The 17,181-nt window shown below is 65.0% G+C and carries 19 protein-coding genes; 7 read left to right on the top strand and 12 right to left on the bottom strand.

What is annotated here, in order from left to right:
- Positions 1-110 precede the first annotated feature (110 nt).
- A complete protein-coding gene (locus tag HV711_RS23090; protein ID WP_035478986.1) occupies positions 111-773 on the bottom strand; it encodes a DUF1345 domain-containing protein in 663 nt (220 codons plus the stop codon).
- A 406-nt stretch (positions 774-1,179) separates the two neighbouring features.
- Here HV711_RS23090 and HV711_RS23085 point away from each other — a divergent pair, with 406 nt between their 5' ends.
- Positions 1,180-1,917, top strand: coding sequence for a metallophosphoesterase (locus tag HV711_RS23085; protein WP_014972764.1), 738 nt, complete (start codon positions 1,180-1,182; stop codon positions 1,915-1,917).
- Positions 1,918-1,946: 29 nt separating this feature from the next.
- On the opposite strand, the gene HV711_RS23080 is transcribed toward HV711_RS23085, so the two are convergent.
- Together HV711_RS23080 and HV711_RS23075 are read right to left on the bottom strand one after the other, a co-directional pair.
- Entirely contained in the window at positions 1,947-2,648 is a 702-nt protein-coding gene (locus HV711_RS23080; protein WP_035478984.1) for an RES family NAD+ phosphorylase, read from the bottom strand.
- On the bottom strand, positions 2,645-3,082 hold the full coding sequence (locus tag HV711_RS23075; protein ID WP_028362142.1) for an MbcA/ParS/Xre antitoxin family protein: 438 nt from the start codon (positions 3,080-3,082) through the stop codon (positions 2,645-2,647). The genes HV711_RS23080 and HV711_RS23075 overlap by 4 nt, the downstream gene beginning before the upstream one ends.
- Before the next feature lie 114 nt (positions 3,083-3,196).
- Between HV711_RS23075 and HV711_RS33540 the strand changes: the two genes are divergently transcribed.
- Complete coding sequence (locus tag HV711_RS33540; protein WP_244142721.1) at positions 3,197-3,436, top strand: hypothetical protein; 240 nt, start codon at positions 3,197-3,199, stop codon at positions 3,434-3,436.
- Between the two features lie 546 nt (positions 3,437-3,982).
- Here the strand turns inward: HV711_RS33540 and HV711_RS23065 are convergent.
- Positions 3,983-4,834, bottom strand: coding sequence for a LysR family transcriptional regulator (locus HV711_RS23065; protein ID WP_035478982.1), 852 nt, complete (start codon positions 4,832-4,834; stop codon positions 3,983-3,985).
- A 99-nt stretch (positions 4,835-4,933) separates the two neighbouring features.
- On the opposite strand from HV711_RS23065, the gene HV711_RS23060 reads away from it, so the two are divergent.
- Both HV711_RS23060 and HV711_RS23055 read left to right on the top strand, forming a co-directional pair.
- Positions 4,934-5,317, top strand: a complete 384-nt coding sequence (locus HV711_RS23060) for a tautomerase family protein (RefSeq protein ID WP_028362139.1) — start codon at positions 4,934-4,936, stop codon at positions 5,315-5,317.
- Positions 5,318-5,437: 120 nt separating this feature from the next.
- Positions 5,438-6,274, top strand: coding sequence for a TOBE domain-containing protein (locus tag HV711_RS23055; protein WP_035478979.1), 837 nt, complete (start codon positions 5,438-5,440; stop codon positions 6,272-6,274).
- Between the two features lie 47 nt (positions 6,275-6,321).
- Here HV711_RS23055 and HV711_RS23050 read toward each other — a convergent pair whose 3' ends face one another.
- The 4 genes from HV711_RS23050 to HV711_RS23035 form a co-directional block, all read right to left on the bottom strand.
- On the bottom strand, positions 6,322-7,023 hold the full coding sequence (locus HV711_RS23050) for an ATP-binding cassette domain-containing protein (RefSeq protein WP_035478978.1): 702 nt from the start codon (positions 7,021-7,023) through the stop codon (positions 6,322-6,324).
- A 1-nt stretch (position 7,024) separates the two neighbouring features.
- Positions 7,025-7,699 carry a molybdate ABC transporter permease subunit gene (gene modB / locus HV711_RS23045; protein ID WP_035478975.1) on the bottom strand — a complete coding sequence of 225 codons (675 nt, stop codon included), beginning with the start codon at positions 7,697-7,699 and terminating at the stop codon, positions 7,025-7,027.
- Positions 7,700-7,729: 30 nt separating this feature from the next.
- Positions 7,730-8,503 (bottom strand): molybdate ABC transporter substrate-binding protein, encoded by a 774-nt coding sequence (gene modA, locus HV711_RS23040; protein ID WP_035478973.1) that lies wholly within the window; start codon positions 8,501-8,503, stop codon positions 7,730-7,732.
- A gap of 134 nt (positions 8,504-8,637) precedes the next feature.
- Complete coding sequence (locus HV711_RS23035; protein ID WP_035478971.1) at positions 8,638-9,339, bottom strand: phosphatase PAP2 family protein; 702 nt, start codon at positions 9,337-9,339, stop codon at positions 8,638-8,640.
- 414 nt (positions 9,340-9,753) lie between these two features.
- Here HV711_RS23035 and HV711_RS23030 point away from each other — a divergent pair, with 414 nt between their 5' ends.
- Both HV711_RS23030 and HV711_RS23025 read left to right on the top strand, forming a co-directional pair.
- Positions 9,754-10,941: an extracellular catalytic domain type 1 short-chain-length polyhydroxyalkanoate depolymerase gene (locus HV711_RS23030; RefSeq protein WP_035478970.1), complete on the top strand. Its 1,188-nt coding sequence runs from the start codon at positions 9,754-9,756 to the stop codon at positions 10,939-10,941.
- A 107-nt stretch (positions 10,942-11,048) separates the two neighbouring features.
- On the top strand, positions 11,049-11,225 hold the full coding sequence (locus HV711_RS23025) for a DUF3563 family protein (protein WP_013591413.1): 177 nt from the start codon (positions 11,049-11,051) through the stop codon (positions 11,223-11,225).
- A gap of 132 nt (positions 11,226-11,357) precedes the next feature.
- Here HV711_RS23025 and HV711_RS23020 read toward each other — a convergent pair whose 3' ends face one another.
- From HV711_RS23020 to HV711_RS23005, 4 genes are all read right to left on the bottom strand, one after another.
- Positions 11,358-12,857: a cryptochrome/photolyase family protein gene (locus HV711_RS23020; RefSeq protein WP_035478967.1), complete on the bottom strand. Its 1,500-nt coding sequence runs from the start codon at positions 12,855-12,857 to the stop codon at positions 11,358-11,360.
- A gap of 151 nt (positions 12,858-13,008) precedes the next feature.
- Complete coding sequence (locus HV711_RS23015; RefSeq protein WP_013591415.1) at positions 13,009-13,818, bottom strand: BPSS1780 family membrane protein; 810 nt, start codon at positions 13,816-13,818, stop codon at positions 13,009-13,011.
- Positions 13,809-14,804 (bottom strand): homoserine kinase, encoded by a 996-nt coding sequence (locus HV711_RS23010; protein ID WP_035478965.1) that lies wholly within the window; start codon positions 14,802-14,804, stop codon positions 13,809-13,811. The genes HV711_RS23015 and HV711_RS23010 overlap by 10 nt, the downstream gene beginning before the upstream one ends.
- Positions 14,805-15,029: 225 nt before the next feature.
- A complete protein-coding gene (locus HV711_RS23005) occupies positions 15,030-15,425 on the bottom strand; it encodes a hypothetical protein (RefSeq protein ID WP_035478963.1) in 396 nt (131 codons plus the stop codon).
- A 200-nt stretch (positions 15,426-15,625) separates the two neighbouring features.
- Between HV711_RS23005 and HV711_RS23000 the strand changes: the two genes are divergently transcribed.
- Positions 15,626-17,152 carry an AMP nucleosidase gene (locus HV711_RS23000; protein ID WP_013591418.1) on the top strand — a complete coding sequence of 509 codons (1,527 nt, stop codon included), beginning with the start codon at positions 15,626-15,628 and terminating at the stop codon, positions 17,150-17,152.
- Positions 17,153-17,181 lie beyond the last annotated feature (29 nt).

The raw sequence follows: 17,181 nt of genomic DNA, 5'->3' as shown, positions 1-17,181 counted from the left end.
AGGGTGCGAGCCCGTGTAAAACGGGCCGCTATGGTCCGCGTTTTACACGGGACCCGACGTGAGAGAGGACGTGTTACCGCTGCGACGACGCCGCCGCCCAGCGTCTGAAATCACGAGCCGAGCAAGCCGGCCGCAATGTTCACGCACAAGCCGAGCACCGCGACATTGAAGTAGAACGACAGAATGGATTGCGCGAGCGCGGCCCGGCGAATGGTCCGCGAGCGCAGCACCACATCGGATGTCTGCGAAGCCACGGCGATGGTGAACGAGAAGTACAGAAAGTCCCAATAGTCGGGCACGAGCGATTGATCGGGAAAGAGCAGTGGCGTTTCGCTTGCGTCGGTGTCGTAATAGAGCCGCGCGTAGTGCAGCGTGAAGATGGTGGGAATCATGAACCACGCGCCGATGAGCGTGAGTCCGGTGAGCGTGTAGTGCCATACCGTCGACGCGCCTGCAGTGCCCTTCGCTGAAGCGAGCTCGAGCACGATCGCGACAATGCTGGCAATCGTGGCCGCGCAGATCACGAACAGCACGACGCCCGCGTTCTCGTCGTCGCGGCGAGCGGATTCGCGCACACGGTGCTCGTCTGCGGCGGCCATATGTGCCCAGATCAGCACAAGATAACTCCACACCGTGGTGTCCCAGCCGACCAGCACACGGACCATGGGGCGCATGTGCGCGGGCATCAACGCGGCAGCCACGACGCCCAACACGAGCGCGATCAGCATGCGCGGGCGGTTGCGAAGCGTCTGCGGATAGTATTTGGTGAACATGGAGTGGGCAGTGAGGCGCTCAGGTGTCGCGGATTCTACGCGTACGCGCCGTGCACCCTATGAGAGCGAGCGCAGCGCACGCATAGTGTTCCGCAACGGCCTTGCGTGCTCCTTTCAACCGAAAGCGGAATGCAGGCGCCAGCATGTGCATGCGCAACTTCATTCGTGCCTGCTCGTCAAATTCGTGTATGAGCCGCCATACGCGAGCGCCGCTTGCCGCGCTCGCAAGCGGCATTGGCAGTTTGCGAAGCCAGCAAAGGACGCGCCTTGGAGCGCCCCATTTCCGGCAAGATTTTCCCGGAATGCGCTGTTTTCGCGTGATTCTGTGTCAACTTTGCGCTTTCGATTGCGGCGCTACGAGAGGCAGCGCGCATACGTAGCCGGCATCGCGCATTATCATGAGCTTATGGCCTCCGTACTCGACATCTCTGTTCAGCATCACCCGGCCAACCGGAGCGGGCGCGACTTCGTCGTCGGCGACCTGCACGGTTGTGTCGACGCATTGCGCTATCTGCTGCGCCTCGTCTCATTCGATCCCGCCTGCGACCGGCTTTTCTCGGTGGGCGATCTGGTGGACCGCGGCGAGCATTCCGAACAGGCGCTCGCACTGCTCGACAGACCATGGTTCTTCGCTGTGCTGGGCAATCACGAAGACGCGCTGTGCGCCGTGGCCGACGGCCGCTTGCGGCGTCAGTGGTGGTACGGCATTGGCGGCGCGTGGGCGGCGAATCTGCCCGACGAGAGCCTGCGTCGCTATGCGGAGCGGCTGCGCACGTTGCCGCTGGCGCGCGTGGTCGGCAGCGGTCCGGAGCGCTTCAATGTTCTGCACGCCGAATTCTTCGGCACCGACGCCGAACTGGACGCCGGCAATTTTTCCGCCGAAACGCGTCAGCAATTGCTGTGGGGACGCGAGCTTGCCATGGGCAACGGCGATCCGCAGCGGCAGCGCGGTTTGTCGCTGACCTACTGCGGCCACACGCCGATGCGCGACATCAAGCAGATCGGCTCGCAGGTCTTTATCGACACCGGCGCCTTCGGGCCCGGCGGCCGGCTCACGCTCGTCGAGCCGAGGGCGCTGCGGCGCTGGTCCATTTCCGTGGAAGAAGCGCGCGCGGAAGGCGCCGCGGCGCTGGCGCTGCCCTGATTCCCGCTTGTTCCCGCTTGCGAACGCGCTCAGCCGACCTGGCTCAGCTCGAACACCATATCCACGCTCGTGCCGTTCCAGTTGTATTCCAGATAAGCCGCGTGATGACAGTCGCGCAGCAGCGTGGTCTTGAAGGCTGCAAGGCATTCGCCCTCCGGATCGCGCACGGACGGATACGCAATGCCCGGCGCGCCCGCTTCACGCACCGCGCGTCCGAGCGACTGACCGGCGAGGTAGTCGTCCGGCGAAAGCACCGCGAGGTCCAGCTTCGGATCGCCGCGCAGGTCCACCACGTCGCCTTGTGCCGCCACCGTATAGAGCCGCATTTGCTGGCGCATGGGCGGCTCGGCGGTGGCTTCCATGAATTTGCCCGTGTGATAGCGCGTTTCGGCGATAGCGGTCGCGCGCGTGCGGGCGCAATAGAACACGCCGTAGGTGCCGTCCGAAAAGCGGCTGCCGAGCGGATTCAGATGCGTAAGCGCGGCCATGATCGGCCCATAGCCCGGCCCGAAGCGGCGTTCTTCGCGCGGCACGAGATCGAGTTCGCCGACTTCCGTGCGCAGCCGGTCGTTGGTCATGGATTCGAGCGCATAGAGCGCGTCGAAATCTTCCGCCGATGCCACCCGGTCGAACAGATTGACGGCCGGAAAGCGTGTGGGAATGACCCGATACGCGGGCGTCCAATCGAGCGGCGCGCTGCGCCAACGGGCCTGCCAATGCGGTTGTGTCACGCCCAGCCGCCCCGCATGGCGTCGAGATACTGGCGCACGGCCACGAGGTCGCTGATGTTGCCCGCCAGCATGCGGTCCAGCGCGCGGCGGCCGCCGAACGGCGGCGCGCTGTTGGGCCGCTTGATCCAGCTGTCCGCGGCGCTGGGCTGCGGCAGCAGGATTTGCAGCGCCTTGTAGATGCCAAGTAGCAGCGACAGACGCTCCAGCGTGTCGCGCGCGAGGCGCGCCGTTTCCGGCGCCGACTTCCATTTGAAGTAAGTCGACCGGCCCGGCGAGCCGAGCAGAACGATTTGCTCCTCGGCGCTCAAGTCCCAGTCTCGGGCGATGTTGAAGAATGCGCGCAACCCCGCTGCGGACATTTCCGCAAAGGAGGGTTCCGAAAGCGGCCGACGAATCGGCGCCTCAGACTGAGTGGCGCGGGCGGCGTGAGCCATGAGCGGGTAAGTCCTTAAATGTACTTATTGATTATGCTAGTCCATTTTCGGATTTTTGCAAGGGAATATAATCCCGGCTCGCTCTATCGACGGAAAGGCATGGGAGTTCAGCAGATGTGGTTTCGAGCAGTAGCAACGGCCATGGCGGTGTGGTGTGCGTCCGGCGCGGCCATGGCCAACGGTTATACCGAGGTGTGGAATCCGCCCGAGGTGGGCGCGCATGCCGGACGCGGCGCGGCGCAGGGGCAGGGCGCAAGCGGCGCGCGGACCGCGTCGAAAGCGAACACGAAGATTGCCGCGAAACACGCTGCGGCATCTGCGCCGGCCCTCCGGTCGAAGGCAAAAGAGGGTTGAAGCAGGCGGCGACGCGACCCGGCCATGAAAGCCCCGGTGCGGTTCACGACGCAAAGCAGAAGCGCGCGGCTGTTGCTCACGCAGACAAGTCCCATACGGAAGCTGCAAAAACCGCACATGCGGGCAGGTCTGCTGCGGACTCCTCAAAAGCCGCACATGCGGACGCAGCGCAGGCTGGCGCAGCGCACGGCGGTGCGATGACGACCGGTGCAACGGCGAAAGGCACGGCACCGCAGCCGACCCCGGCGGTTCCTGCCGCTCCTGCCAGAGCCGATCAGGCAGACGCCGCGGCCAACCCCGCGACAGCCCGCAGCGGCTCGCTGCCGCCGATCCTGCACTGAGTTGCCGAGCCGCGCAGCGGTTCGAACGTCGGCGCTGCGGCCGGAGGGGCTGAATGCGCCTAACTGCCTGCGGACCTAATCGTCCGCCAAACGCCGCTAACAACTGCCTGCTAACGGCAGCTAACACCCGCTGGCCGCCCGCCAACGCCCGCTGGCCGCCCGCTAAGGCCCGCTAACCGCCCACTAACTGCCCGCTAACTGCCCGCTAACCACCCCCTAGGCCGCTCGTCACCAGCCGCAATGTTTCCTTCAAGCGCTCGTCGCGCACGCGCGAGTGCAGCGTCACGCGCGAGTCGGGCAACGGCGGCAAGCCGAGCCGCGCGCCGACATCGACCAAACCGCGCGGCGCCACTCTGCGCGCGAGCGGCGACACGGCGAGTCCCGCCGCGACTGCCGCGCCGACAGCCGCCACGCCGCCGCCGACAAACACCTCCTGCCATGCCACCGACGCTTCCGTCAGCGTGCGCAGCGCGACGTCGCGCACATTGCAGGGCGGCCTCAGCAGCGCGAGCGCCAAAGGTTCGCCGACGCGCGGCATCCATGCCGGCGTCGCGAGCCAGCCGAGCGGTTCGCTGAACAACACGTGGGCGTCCTCGCGCGGCGGTTCGTCCGCGCCGTAGCGGACCATCACCGCGTCCAGCCGGCGCTCGTCGAACTGGGCCAGCAGCGCAGCGGACGTGCCCAGATGCAGTTCCACCACGAGCGCGGGATCGTGCGCATTCAGGCGCGCCAGCAAGTGCGGCAGGTCAGGCCCCGCGACGTGTTCGCTCAGGCCGAGCGCGAGCCGCCGACGTTCCACCGAAAGCGATCCCAGCGCCCGCTCATGCGCGCTCAGCAGTTCCCGCGCGGCGCCGAGAAACGTCTTGCCGTCGACGGAAAGGCGCACCACGCGCGGCGTGCGCTCCAGCAATTGCTTGCCCAAATAGGCTTCCAGCCGCTTCAGTTTGAGGCTGACGGCGGACTGCGTGGTATCGAGCGCGTCGGCGGCGCGCGTGAAGCTGGACAGATCGGCCACCAGCACGAACGCCCGGACAGCATCGAGATCGAGCACTTTCATTTCAGTTCAACATAGATGAAATAGCCAGCAATGTCTGTTCATTATGACCGCGCGCGCCTACGCTGTGGGCATCTTTTCACCACCTCGAAGGAAACCGTCATGCCTTTTACCCGCATCGCTCTGCGCGCCGGCAAGCCCGTGGAATACCGGAAGGCGCTCACGGACAGCATTCAGCGCGCGCTCGTCGCGACCTTCAATGTGCCGAAGGACGACATCTTCATGCTGATCACCGAGCACGACGCCGGCAATTTTGTGTATGACAGCCAGTATCTGAACATCCAGCGAACGGACGACCTCGTGATGATCCAGATCACCGTGAGCAACACCCGAACGCTCGAGCAGAAGAAGGCGCTCTACGAGCGCATGGTCGACGAGTTGCATGAGTCGCCGGGACTGCGGCGCGAGGACGTGCTGATCAATCTCGTCGAAGTGCAGAAGGAGAACTGGTCGTTCGGTAATGGAATCGCGCAGTACGCGGTTTGAGCCAGCGCGCCGGCATGAACGCCGGCGCCGGCGCTGTCGGATTGGCCGCGAGCGCGGGGCGCGAAGGCCGGTCGCTATAATGATTCGCTGTCCTTCAATCATTTCGCGACCGTGCCCGCCATGGCATCAGAGAGCAACGATTCATCTCGCGAGCCGCTGGAACTCGGCGGCTCTGTGTGGTTTCAGGCCGGCGCCAACACGCTCGGCGGCGCGTCGCGAATCGCGTTGCTGGCGGCGATCGGCGAGACGGGTTCCATCACTAGTGCCGCCAAAGCCGTCGGCATGAGCTACAAGGGCGCGTGGGACGCGGTCGACGCAATGAACAACCTCGCCGGCGAGCCGCTCGTTGTGCGGCTCACGGGCGGCAAGGGCGGCGGCGGCACCACGCTCACTCCGCGCGCGCAGAAGCTGATCGACACCTTCCGCGCGGTGGAGCGCGAGCATCGGCGGTTTCTGGAGCGCGCGGGCGCGGCCATTGAAGGCTTCGCGACGGACTGGGATCTGATCGGCCGCATCGGTGTGAAGACGAGCGCGCGCAACCAGCTCTATGGCACCGTCTCTCACATCACGCGCGGCTCGATCAACGACGAGGTCTCGCTCACGCTGCCAGGCGGCCACACAATCGTCGCCGTCCTCACGCACGAAAGCACGGAGGCGCTCGGCCTCGCTGTGGGCGCGGCGGCGTTCGCGCTGATCAAGGCGTCGTGGGTTGTGTTGTTCGTCGAAGACACAGGCGGCGCGCCGCTCAAACTGTCGGCGCGCAATCAGTTGCGGGGCATGGTTCAGAGCGTGAAGCGCGGCGCTGTGAACGCCGAGGTGTCGCTCGTGCTCGATGGCGGCGCGGTGGTCACCGCCGTGGTCACGAATCAGAGCGCCGCTTCGCTCGGTCTTGCCGAAGGTGCCAGCGCCGTCGCGGCGTTCAAGGCATCGAGCGTGATACTGGGGGTGAAGGACTGAAGCCGCTAGCGCGAGGATAGCGAAAGGGCAGAGGCGCCCGTTCGATCTCACGTCTCGCTGCGCACATAGCCGCTGAAGGCCTGATGCTCGCGAACGCGACCGTCGCTGATCTGCACGATCTGATCGCCGAAGGCGGCGACATCGTCGGGATCATGCGTGATCAACACCATCGGAATATCAAGCCGGGTTTGCAGCTCGGACAGCTCTTGCCGCATGCGCTGGCGCAAGTGGCTGTCCAGCGCGGAAAACGGCTCGTCCAGCAACAGCAGTTGCGGCCGGGCGACGAGCGCCCGCGCGAGCGCCACGCGCTGCTTCTGTCCACCGGAAAGCTGCGCCGGATAGTGGCCGGCCACGCTCCGCATTTCAAGTGCATCCAGCCAGTAATCCACCTCGGCAACCCGATTGCGCGCGCGCGGATTGAGCCAGCCGCGTTGCAAGCCGAAGCCGATATTTTGACGCACGTTCAGATGCGGAAAGAGCGCGTAGTCCTGAAACAGATACGCGACGTGGCGCGCCTGCGGCTTCAGATCGATACCGCGCGAGCTGTCGAAAAGCGTCTGGCCGTGCAGCGCGATCGTGCCTTCGTCGGGACGCAGCAGACCGGCAACAGCCTGCAGCGTCAGACTCTTGCCCGCACCCGACGGGCCGAACAGCACCACGCGCTGCGTGCTCGCATTGAACGCGACCTCGAGCGTGAAGCGGCGCTCGGCGCTCTCCAATGTTTTGCGGATGTCGACGTTAAGCGGCATGTCAGCGGGAAACCAGAAGCGTGCGCTGCGGCACGAGCCGCCCGGCGAGCAGCAGGATCACGACGCACGTCACCGAAGTCAGGATCACGAGGAAATTCGCGGTGCTGTCGTCGCCGGCTTGCACGGCTGAGTAGACCGCCACCGACAGCGTCTGCGTGCGGCCCGGCAAATTGCCGGCGATCATCAGCGTGGCGCCGAACTCGCCGAGCGCCCGGGCGAACGCCAGCAGGCCGCCCGCGAGAATGCCACGCGCGGCGAGCGGCAGGCTCACGCGAAAGAACACCGCGGTTTCGCTGACGCCGAGCGTGCGCGCGGCACGCTCGAGTTGCGGATCGACGGCTTCGAAGGCGGCGCGGGCGGACTTCAGCACGAGCGGAAACGCGACCACCGTAGACGCAATCACCGCTCCCTGCCACGTGAATACCAGCTGAATGTCGAAGCGGTCGAGCCAGGCGCCGATCACGCCGCGCCGTCCGAGCAGAACCAGCAGGTAGTAGCCGAGCACGGTAGGCGGCATGACGAGCGGCAGCGTCAGCAGCGAATCCACCACGTCGCGCGCGCCCGAGCGCCAGCGCGACAAGCCGAAACCGGCCGCGATGCCGAACACGAGATTGAGCGCGGTCGCCCAGCCCGCCACTTTCAGTGACAGCATGAGCGGGATCCAGGCGTCTTGCATGATTTTTCCGGTCGCGTCGGCGTGTGTGGATCAGTGAGCCGGCTTGAAGCCGTACTTTGCGAGTACCGCCTGACCGGCCGGCGACAGCACGAAGTCGACGAAGGCCTGCGCGTCCGCCGGGTGGCGGCTGCCTTCCACTTGCGCGATCGGATAGGTGATCGGCGTTTGCGTCGGCACGCTCAGCGCCACTTTCACCTTGCCGGGCACGATGGCGGCATCGGTGCCGAAGACGAAACCGGCGTCGACTTCGCCACGCGACACATAATCGAGACTTTGACGCACATTGGCCGCGAGCACGGCCTTCGCGCTCACGGCGTCCCAAACGCCCGCCGCTTGCAGCGCGCCTTGCGTGTAGCGGCCGACGGGCACGGACGCCGGATCGCCATAAGCAATCCGCTTGACGTTCGACGACGCCAGTTCATTCAGGCTCGACGGCGCGAAACGGCTGTCTGCCGGCACGATGAGCACGAGCGAGTTGGCCGCGAAATCGTGGCGCGTGGCCGGCACGATGACTTTCTCGGCGGCGGCTTTGTCCATGGCCTTCTGATCCGCGGAAGCGAAGACGTCGGCGGGTGCGCCCTTGGCGATCTGCTGCATCAGGACGTCGGAAGCGCCGAAGTTGAGCAGCACCTTGGTGCCCGCGTGCTGCTTCTCGAAGGCTTCGCTCACGGCCTTGAATGCGTTGGTCAGGCTGGCGGCGGCCGAGACAACCAGCTCGCCGGCGCGTGCGTTGGCGCTAAAGACAAGGCAAATAGCGCCGGCGGCCCATAGCGCTTGTTTCAGCAGATGGCGGGACGGTGTCATGAACGTGTGAAAGTCCGGCGCGCGCCGGAGCGGTGGTTAAAACGTCTATCGTAATATACACGAGGTTATAGCGCAGGCATGACGGACATTCGGCCGGTCAAATACCGCGGCGCAAGCCGGACCGCCAAAAAGATTCACACGTAAAGGGAAGCGGGCGGCGCGAGGGTGTTGCGCGTTTGCGAGAGCGGGGCGGCGGCCGGCCGGACGTCGCGTACGGCCTTCCATTTCGCGCGGATAAACGGCCGCTCATGGCCGGACACTTTCAGCGCGATGTGGGTCACCCAGCGCTGCGTCGGCACATGCACGCCGTGCATCAACACAGCGAGCACCATCAGGCTCACCGCGACGGGAAACGCGGAAAGGCGCTCGGGCTGGGCCTTCCACGCCATCCGCACGAACAGCAGCGCAGCGAGCGCGCCGACGAGACAGCCGGTGATGGCTTCCGAAGGCGAATGCGCGCTCAGCACGACGCGCGACAAGCCCACCGCCATACCGGCGACGAGGCCGAGCAGCACGCCCAGCACCCGAACGGAGGGATGCGTTCGCAGCAGAATCAGGAACAGGGCGACCGGATACACCGCCGTGGAGAGCATGGCGTGGCCGCTTACGCCCGTGAAATCGAGCTCGCGCACGCCCACGCCCCAGCCGAGAAATGCCAGCTTTGTGACGGTAACGAGCCCGATGGCCGCGCCGAGCAACAGCAGCCAGCCCGCCGCCATACGCCACGTGTAGCCGACCGCCAGCCACAGCGCGATGGCGAACGCGAGCGGCAGCGTCATACCGGCGCCGCCGAGGCTGGTGATGGAGTACCACAGGTGGTCGGACAATTCGGGCATCGGGACAGGCGATCAGAGCCGCATAGAATTATTGATATCACACTGCAACGCGCGAACAGCATGAATCGCCGACGCGCCGGGATAACCGCCAGTATAGACGGGCTGTGCCCACGGCTGGCGCCGGGCAAAAAAGCTTTTTGCTGCGGGACGTTAGCTTGCTAACAGGGCAGCTGAGGCCAGCTCAGGGCGGCTCGCCCCTAGGTGGCGGCGCGCCGGCAAGGTTAATGGGCGGCTGTGGCGGGTAGCCTGCGGCGGGCTGGCGGCGGCCCGTTGGCGGCCGGTGACGGGCACGGTGGGCAGCGGCGGAATTCGTTTGAAGCGTCCTGCATAGCGTGCGGATTGATGTTATTGTGCATTGCACAAGAAGCATATTTCGCCCCATCATCCTGCCCCTTTTTGCGAGGTTTTGCGCCGATGGCAAAAAGTCTATCGAACATCTGGCTTCGCGGTTTGAAGCGCCTGCTGGCGATTCAAACCGAGCACGCGCAGAAGACCGCGAAGCGCACTACCACGCGCCCAGCCCGTCCGGCGACCAGCAAGCCGTCGACCAAAGTGCGCCCGCTCAAGTCCGCGGCGCTCCGTGCACCGGCCAAACGCGAGGCGCCGCGCCCGAGCGCGCGCGAATCGCGGGTTCGTCCGCGCGCGGCGGCGTGGGCGAGCGGCGCGTGGACGCGCTCGTTCCATTCGGCGCCCGCGGCGCCCGGGCGGCTCGTCAATCATCTGCAATATGGTTTGTATGTGCCGTCGGGCCATGCGCTCGACAGCATGCCGCTCGTCGTGATGCTGCACGGCTGCACGCAATCCATCGACGAATTTGCCCAAGGCACGCGCATGAACGTGCTGGCGGACCGCTACGGCTTTGCCGTGGTTTATCCGGAACAGTCGAAGCACGCGCATTCGCACCGCTGCTGGCATTGGTACGACGCAGGCGAAAGCGCGGGCGGCGCGGAGGCGCGCGCGGTTGTGTCGCTTGTCGATGCGCTCGTCGCCCAGCATGGGTTCGACAGCGAGCGGGTGTACGTCGCCGGAATTTCGGCCGGCGCCGGGCTGACGGCGCTGCTGGCGCTGCATTTTCCGGAGCGCTTCGCGGCGGTTGCGCTGCATTCCGGGCCCGCTTTCGGCGAGGCCCGCTCCGGCATCACCGCCATGGACGTGATGCGGCGCGGGGCGCGGCGCGACGCGGTCGAACTCGTCGACGAGGTGGCCGATGTGGCGCATTACCCCGGCATGCCGGCGATAATCATCCACGGCGACGCCGACCATGTAGTCGCGCCGGTCAATGCCGACCAGCTTGCGACGCAATTTTTGCGGCTCAACCGGATGATCGATCCGACCGGCGCGCGCAAAGCCGGCGAGTTGCGCGAAGAGCGCAAAGGCGGCGTGACGATGCGCGACTATTTCCGCAGCGGGCGGCGCGTGGTGCGCGTGTGCCGCGTGCAAGGGCTCGCGCACGCGTGGGCCGGCGGCGACGACGCCGTGCCGTTCCATTCGTCGAAAGGTCCGGACGCGAGCGCCATGATCTGGGAATTCTTCAAGCACCAGCGGCGCGTGGGGGCAGGTGTCGAGGAAAGCGGCGCGGCACCTTGGTTCTACGCCCGGTGACGTTTGAGCAACACTTCGAAATGAGTGCTGGCGCGTTCCTAGGGTTTTCCCTATAATACGGGTTATCCCTTAGGCGTTAACGCCTAAACTCATTGTCGAGGTTGACCATGTACCTGCTTACCCGCCTGTTCCTGTTTCTGACGAAGTCGCCCGAACAACTCGCCAAAGAGCGCGCAGACGCGTTCCTCGCTGAAGCAACGGACCTGTACGACCTGGAATTCCGCATGCGCAAGCTGGATCGCGAAACGAACTTCCGCCAGCCGTCGTGGATGAGCCAGCACTAAGCTGAGCGTCTTCAGCGAAGCATCGGCGGTAATAATAGACGCCGGTGCAGGGTGCGAGCGTTTCGCTTCTGCGCCCCGGGCTCATGCGCAGCCCTTCTCCATGCGGATTGTTGCACTTCTGTGAGCGTGTGCTCACTTACCGAAACGGGCTAGCGTCCGCGCCCTTGCCTGCGCGTGGTCCACAATCGGGGCCGGGTAGTTGTCGCCCAGCGCAACACCGAATTCCGCCAGCCGTTGCGGGCCTGCCAGCCACGGCGCATGAATCCATTTCGCCGGCAGCTTGCCGAGTTGCGGCAGATAGCGTTTGATAAACCGGCCGTCGGCATCGAATTTTTCCGACTGCGTGATCGGATTGAAGATGCGGAAATAGGGCTGCGCATCGCATCCCGTCGAAGCCGCCCACTGCCAGCCGCCGTTATTCGCGGCGAAATCATAGTCGTTCAATTGTTCGGCGAAATAGCGCTCGCCGAGCCGCCAGTCGACACCCAGATCCTTGACCAGAAAACTCGCCGTCACCATGCGCAGGCGGTTGTGCATGTAGCCGGTGCGGTTCAGTTGCAGCATCGCGGCGTCGATCAGCGGGTAGCCCGTGCGGCCTTCGCACCACGCGGCGAAGGCGGCGTCCGCCTCAGGACCCTGCTCCCACCGCAGCCGGTCGTACTCCTCCTTGAACGACGCGCCGCCCGCCAGCCTCGGGTGATGCGCAAGGATCATGAAGTAAAAATCCCGCCAGATAAGTTCCGACAGCCACGTGGCCGCGCCACGGCCGTCCGGCTGTAGCGACATTTCATGCGCGAGCCGCGCGAGCGTGCGGATCGATACGGTGCCGAAGCGCAAATGCACCGAGAGGTAGCTCGGACCCTTGACGGCCGGAAAATCGCGCCGTTCGGCGTAGCTGTCGATTCGCGTCAGAAAGTCGTCCAGCAGCCGCTGTGCGCCGCTCATGCCCGTGGGCAAGTCCAGTTCCGCGAGGTTGCCCGGAGCGAAGCCGAGTTGTTCGAGCGTCGGCAGCTGCCGGTCCAGGGCCGGCGGCAACGAGGCCAGACGGGTCGCGTAAGTTTCGACCGGGTAGGGCTTCAGGTCGAAGCTCGTCAATTGTTTGAGCCAGGCGTTCTTGTACGGCGTGAAGACGGTGAACGGCTTCTTCTGACCGGTCAGCAGTTCCGCGCGCTCGAAAATCACCTGATCCTTGAACGTGCGAAACGCGTGGCCCGTTTCTGCGAGGCGCTCGCGCACCGTGTCGTCTCTTTCGATGGCGGCGGGTTCGTAGTCGTGGTTGATGAATACCGCGTCCACGTGAAGCTGATCGGCGAGCTTCGGCACGAGATCCGCCGGGTCGCCATACAACACGACGAGGCCGCCGCCTTGCGCGCGCAGTGCTTCGTCGAGTTCGCGCAGCGAGCCAAGAATGAACTCGACACGCCGGTCCTGCGCCTGCGTGCCCGGATGGCGCGTCTGCCACCTGTCGACGAGCGGTTGCAGGATGGTCGTATCGAACACGAACACGCACCAGACGCGCTCGCAATGTTTGAGCGCGTAATAGAGCGCGGCGTTGTCGGTTGTACGCAGGTCGCGGCGGAACCAGACCAGACCGGTGTAGAAGCTGTCGTTCAGATGGCGGACGCGTGTCATCGGCAAGTGGAGCGGTAAACGGCTGTTTGCGGAGCGGGCTTACGCAGCTCTGAACGGATGCGACCGCCGCGGCAGGCATGGCCCTCACGCGAGCAACCGGAACCCGGCCGCCCGTTGTTCGCACCGCGGCCGAAGTCACGCCTTCAAGGTTTCAGGCCGCCGGCGTGGTCGGCAGATCCGGCGTTTGCGGCGTTTGCACGCCGTAGCAGCCGCGATACGTCGCGTAGAACGAGCAATACAGCATGGTGGTGACGATCATCGTCGCGGGCATCAGCACCGCAAACGCGAAGTCGCCCGCGCCGAGCCCCTGCATCAGCGCCGACAAGCCGAGCGATACGGTCATCGCCACGGCGAACCACAGCGCGCCGAATACGATGAACGCGCCGCGATTGCGCCAGCAGCTGACGAGGCTGAAGAACATGGCCTTGATGGGCGGCACGTCATGCCACGCCGCGAGAATCGGCGAGAACCAGAAAAGCATGGCCACCGGAACGTAGAACGCGAAGGCCGTGACCACGGCAAGCGGCATGTTGCTGTTGGCCAGCGCCTCGGGGTCGAGGGCCCCGCCCGCGCCGAGCATCACCCTGAGCAGCATGCCGCCGTCGGCGAGCGCGGAGCCCGCCAGCACCAGCGCCATCGCGATCACATAGAACACGCCGAGCACGATCAGCCGGCGCGCCACCACCGGGCCGTAGGAGCGGAAGCCGTCCACGAGAATGGTCGGGAACACCGGCTTGCCGGCGATGGTATTGCGGCATGCCGCCATGAAACCGACCGCCACGCCGGGAATGAACGCGAGCGGCAACACGCTGCCGATCAGCGGAATTTGCGCGACGAGCGTCATCACCAGCAGGTAGGTGAAGAAGAGCGTCAGAAACGCGAGCGGATTCTTGCGAAACAGCCAGATGCCTTGCCGGAACCATACATAGCCGGCTTTCGCGGGGACTTCGATCAGTTGCATGAGGTATGAATGCCAGGAAGTGCGACGCCGGACAGGCGTTCGCGCAGAATGCGTTCGAAGTGGCCGGGGTCGTGCGGTTTGAGCAGCTCGGCCGCGCGCGGCAAATAAAAATCATACAGGCGCGAGACCCAGAAACGGTATGCGCCTGCCCGCAGCATGTCGCCCCAATGGCGGTTTTCCTCGGCGGTGAAGGGCCGCACGGTCTGGTACGCGCGCAACATCGCTTCGGTGCGCGCTTCATCGAGCTTGCCCGTGGCGAGATCCACGCACCAGTCGTTGACGGTCACTGCGACGTCGAACAGCCACTTGTCGCAGCCGGCGAAGTAAAAGTCGAAGAAGCCGCCGAGCCGCACTTCGTGGCCGGTCTCGGGCGCGGCGTGCGCGAACATCGCGTTGTCGCGGAACAGGTCGGCGTGGCAGGGGCCTTCGGGCAGCGCGGCGTAATCGGCGGAGGCAAAGAACGCCTCCTGATACGCGAGTTCGGAGGACAGCAGCTCACGCTGCTCGCCTTCGAGAAACGGCAGGATGGTCGGCACCGTTTCCTGCCACCACGGCAGGCTGCGCAGATTCGGCTGATAGCCGGTGTAATCGCGCCCGGCCAGATGCATGCGAGCCAGCATCTGCCCGACCTCGATGCAGTGCTCGACGCCCGGCGCGAGTTCCGGCGCGCCTTCGAGTTTCGTCACGATCGCCGCGGGCTTGCCGAGCAGCATGCCGAAGAGAGAACCGTCCTCGCGTGGCATCGGGTCAGGCACCGGCACGCGGTGAGCGGCCAGATGCCGCATCAGGTCCAGATAGAACGGCAGTTGCTCGGCTGTGAGCTTTTCGAAGATGGTGAGGACGTATTCGCCGCGCGTCGTCGTCAGAAAAAAATTGCTGTTTTCGATGCCGGATGAAATGCCGCGAAATTCGACGACCTCGCCGAGATCGTAATGGCGCATCCAGTCTGCAAGTTGGGATTCGGTGACAGCGGTGAAGACAGCCATGCGGAAAACGTCGGATCAGGTTGGTCGGGCTGGCGCGAGTCGGCCAGCGGAATGCGTGCGGTGGTCAAGGCAGCGGCGAACGCGCGAAGGGCGGGTCCGCAAACGGCAGCGGGATTCACGGCAACAGCGGTCTTGAAGCGGTTACGGCTAAGCCGCGGCACGCCAGCCGCGGATGCTCGACGAAAACAACGAGGCGGGCGAGGCCGGCGCCCCGCCCTGCATCGGTCAATAAGTCAGGTTCACCGACGGCAAACGCGTGCTCGCACGACCGTTGTCGCGCACGGCGGGCGACGTGTCGAGCGGCGCGCTCATGTGATAGCGCGTGCCGAGGTTCGAGTGCACGTTGATTTCGACGGGCTTGCCTTTGTCGCGGTATTCGGTGATTTCAGTGCCGTTCGCGCTGCGCTCGTAAAAGCTCGGCGTGCGCGGGACGTTGATTTCGACCTTCGAGCTGACCTCGGCGGCCGGCCGGTTGATCTTGTCCAGATCGGGCAGGCCGGCGCGTTCGTTGGCGGACTGCGGTGCGCCCGGAGGCGGCGTGTCGTCGACGGGCTGTGCAGCCATCGCGACGTTGCCAAAGGCCACGGCCAGTGCAACGGCGACGGGAAGGAGCGGCTTCATGGTGATTCTCCGGAATGGTGCCCCGATTCTAGCAAATCCAGCCTCTGCCACGGGCGCGATGCCTTATTTTGCGCCGCTTTCGCGCGAAGCGTCCGCCATCTTCCGGGCGCCCGCGGCAGCGCGTGCCGCGCGGGCGGCGCGGTCATTTGGCGAACTCGGGTTCCGTGGTAATGTCATCTCATCAATAGAGGCGAACGAAGATGAACAACGATACCAATCAACGCGCGGTGCAAACTCCCGCCAACAGTTTCCCGACCGAATCCTTCGACGATGCTGCCGAAGCTGTCACCCGCCTGTCGGCGATTTACGAAGCGAACACCTCTTTCCTGCGCGACGCCTTCGCGCGCTATCGCCGCAACGAACTGTTCGAGCGCCGGGTGCGCGCATGCTACCCATTCGTGCGCGTGTGCACCGAAGTGAACACACATATCGACTCGCGCCGCTCGTATGGTTTCGTCGCGGGGCCCGGCGTATTCGAGACCACGGTCACGCGGCCCGATCTGTTCGGCAACTACTATCGCGAGCAACTGCGGCTGCTGGCCAAGAACCATCATGTGAAGATAGAAGTCGGCGTTTCGACGCAACCCATTCCGATCCATTTTGCGTTTGCCGAGGGCATTCACCTCGAGGGCGATCTGGATCGCGAGCGCCTTTTCCTCATGCGCGACGTGTTCGACACGCCGGACCTCGCGTTGCTCGACGACCGCATTGTGAACGGCACGTATGAGCCGCTGCCCGGCGAGCCGCATCCGCTTGCGTTGTTCACGGCGGCGCGCGTGGACTTCTCGCTGCATCGGCTGAAGCACTACACGGCAACCTCGCCCACGCATTGCCAGAACTACGTGCTGTACACGAACTACCAGTTCTATATCGACGAATTCGTCAAGCTCGGCCGCACGATGATGGCCCATACCGACGACGAGGAACTGCGCGCCTATCGCAGCGAATACACGTCGTTCGTCGAGCCGGGCGACGTCGTCACGTACAACGAGAATCTCGGCGAGCAGGCGCAGGAAGGCACCGCGCCGCCGCGTCTGCCGCAAATGCCCGCGTATCACCTGAAGCGCGCGGACGGCAGCGGCATCACGATGATCAACATCGGCGTGGGGCCGTCGAATGCGAAGACCATCACCGATCACATTGCCGTGCTGCGTCCGCATGCGTGGATCATGCTCGGGCACTGCGCGGGTCTGCGCAACACGCAGCGCCTCGGCGACTATGTGCTCGCGCACGGTTATGTGCGCGAGGACCACGTGCTCGACGCCGACTTGCCGCTGTGGGTGCCGATTCCGGCGCTCGCCGAAGTGCAGGTCGCGCTGGAACGCGCGGTCGCGCAGGTCACGCAGCTCGACGGCGTGGAGCTGAAACGCGTGATGCGCACGGGCACCGTCGCGAGTGTCGACAATCGCAACTGGGAACTGCGCGATCATCGCGAGCCGGTGCAGCGGCTGTCGCAAAGCCGCGCGATTGCGCTCGACATGGAAAGCGCGACCATTGCCGCGAATGGATTCCGCTTCCGCGTGCCTTACGGCACTTTGCTATGCGTGTCCGACAAGCCGCTGCACGGCGAACTGAAGCTGCCCGGCATGGCCGACCAGTTTTATCGCGCGCAGGTCGACCAGCATCTGCAGATCGGCGTGAAAGCGATGGAGCTGTTGCGCGAGAACGGACTGCATCGTTTGCATAGCCGCAAGCTGCGCAGTTTCGCGGAAGTGGCGTTTCAGTAAGCCGGCTTTGGCGAGCGCGCGGTGCGGGC

Origin of the sequence: Paraburkholderia phenoliruptrix (assembly GCF_902859825.1) — a bacterium.
GTDB classification, from domain to species: Bacteria; Pseudomonadota; Gammaproteobacteria; order Burkholderiales; family Burkholderiaceae; genus Paraburkholderia; species Paraburkholderia phenoliruptrix.
This window is presented reverse-complemented; position numbering and strand designations above follow the sequence as displayed.

Excerpts from the sequence above, each read along its gene's own strand:
- HV711_RS23090 (WP_035478986.1), bottom strand. The coding sequence starts at position 773 with ATGTTCACCAAATACTATCCGCAGACGCTTCGCAACCGCCCGCGCATG.
- HV711_RS23085 (WP_014972764.1), top strand. The coding sequence starts at position 1,180 with ATGGCCTCCGTACTCGACATCTCTGTTCAGCATCACCCGGCCAACCGG.
- HV711_RS23075 (WP_028362142.1), bottom strand. The coding sequence starts at position 3,082 with ATGGCTCACGCCGCCCGCGCCACTCAGTCTGAGGCGCCGATTCGTCGG.
- HV711_RS33540 (WP_244142721.1), top strand. The coding sequence starts at position 3,197 with ATGTGGTTTCGAGCAGTAGCAACGGCCATGGCGGTGTGGTGTGCGTCC.
- HV711_RS23065 (WP_035478982.1), bottom strand. The coding sequence starts at position 4,834 with ATGAAAGTGCTCGATCTCGATGCTGTCCGGGCGTTCGTGCTGGTGGCC.
- HV711_RS23060 (WP_028362139.1), top strand. The coding sequence starts at position 4,934 with ATGCCTTTTACCCGCATCGCTCTGCGCGCCGGCAAGCCCGTGGAATAC.
- HV711_RS23055 (WP_035478979.1), top strand. The coding sequence starts at position 5,438 with ATGGCATCAGAGAGCAACGATTCATCTCGCGAGCCGCTGGAACTCGGC.
- HV711_RS23050 (WP_035478978.1), bottom strand. The coding sequence starts at position 7,023 with ATGCCGCTTAACGTCGACATCCGCAAAACATTGGAGAGCGCCGAGCGC.
- modB (WP_035478975.1), bottom strand. The coding sequence starts at position 7,699 with ATGCAAGACGCCTGGATCCCGCTCATGCTGTCACTGAAAGTGGCGGGC.
- modA (WP_035478973.1), bottom strand. The coding sequence starts at position 8,503 with ATGACACCGTCCCGCCATCTGCTGAAACAAGCGCTATGGGCCGCCGGC.
- HV711_RS23035 (WP_035478971.1), bottom strand. The coding sequence starts at position 9,339 with ATGCCCGAATTGTCCGACCACCTGTGGTACTCCATCACCAGCCTCGGC.
- HV711_RS23030 (WP_035478970.1), top strand. The coding sequence starts at position 9,754 with ATGGCAAAAAGTCTATCGAACATCTGGCTTCGCGGTTTGAAGCGCCTG.
- HV711_RS23025 (WP_013591413.1), top strand. The coding sequence starts at position 11,049 with ATGTACCTGCTTACCCGCCTGTTCCTGTTTCTGACGAAGTCGCCCGAA.
- HV711_RS23020 (WP_035478967.1), bottom strand. The coding sequence starts at position 12,857 with ATGACACGCGTCCGCCATCTGAACGACAGCTTCTACACCGGTCTGGTC.
- HV711_RS23015 (WP_013591415.1), bottom strand. The coding sequence starts at position 13,818 with ATGCAACTGATCGAAGTCCCCGCGAAAGCCGGCTATGTATGGTTCCGG.
- HV711_RS23010 (WP_035478965.1), bottom strand. The coding sequence starts at position 14,804 with ATGGCTGTCTTCACCGCTGTCACCGAATCCCAACTTGCAGACTGGATG.
- HV711_RS23005 (WP_035478963.1), bottom strand. The coding sequence starts at position 15,425 with ATGAAGCCGCTCCTTCCCGTCGCCGTTGCACTGGCCGTGGCCTTTGGC.
- HV711_RS23000 (WP_013591418.1), top strand. The coding sequence starts at position 15,626 with ATGAACAACGATACCAATCAACGCGCGGTGCAAACTCCCGCCAACAGT.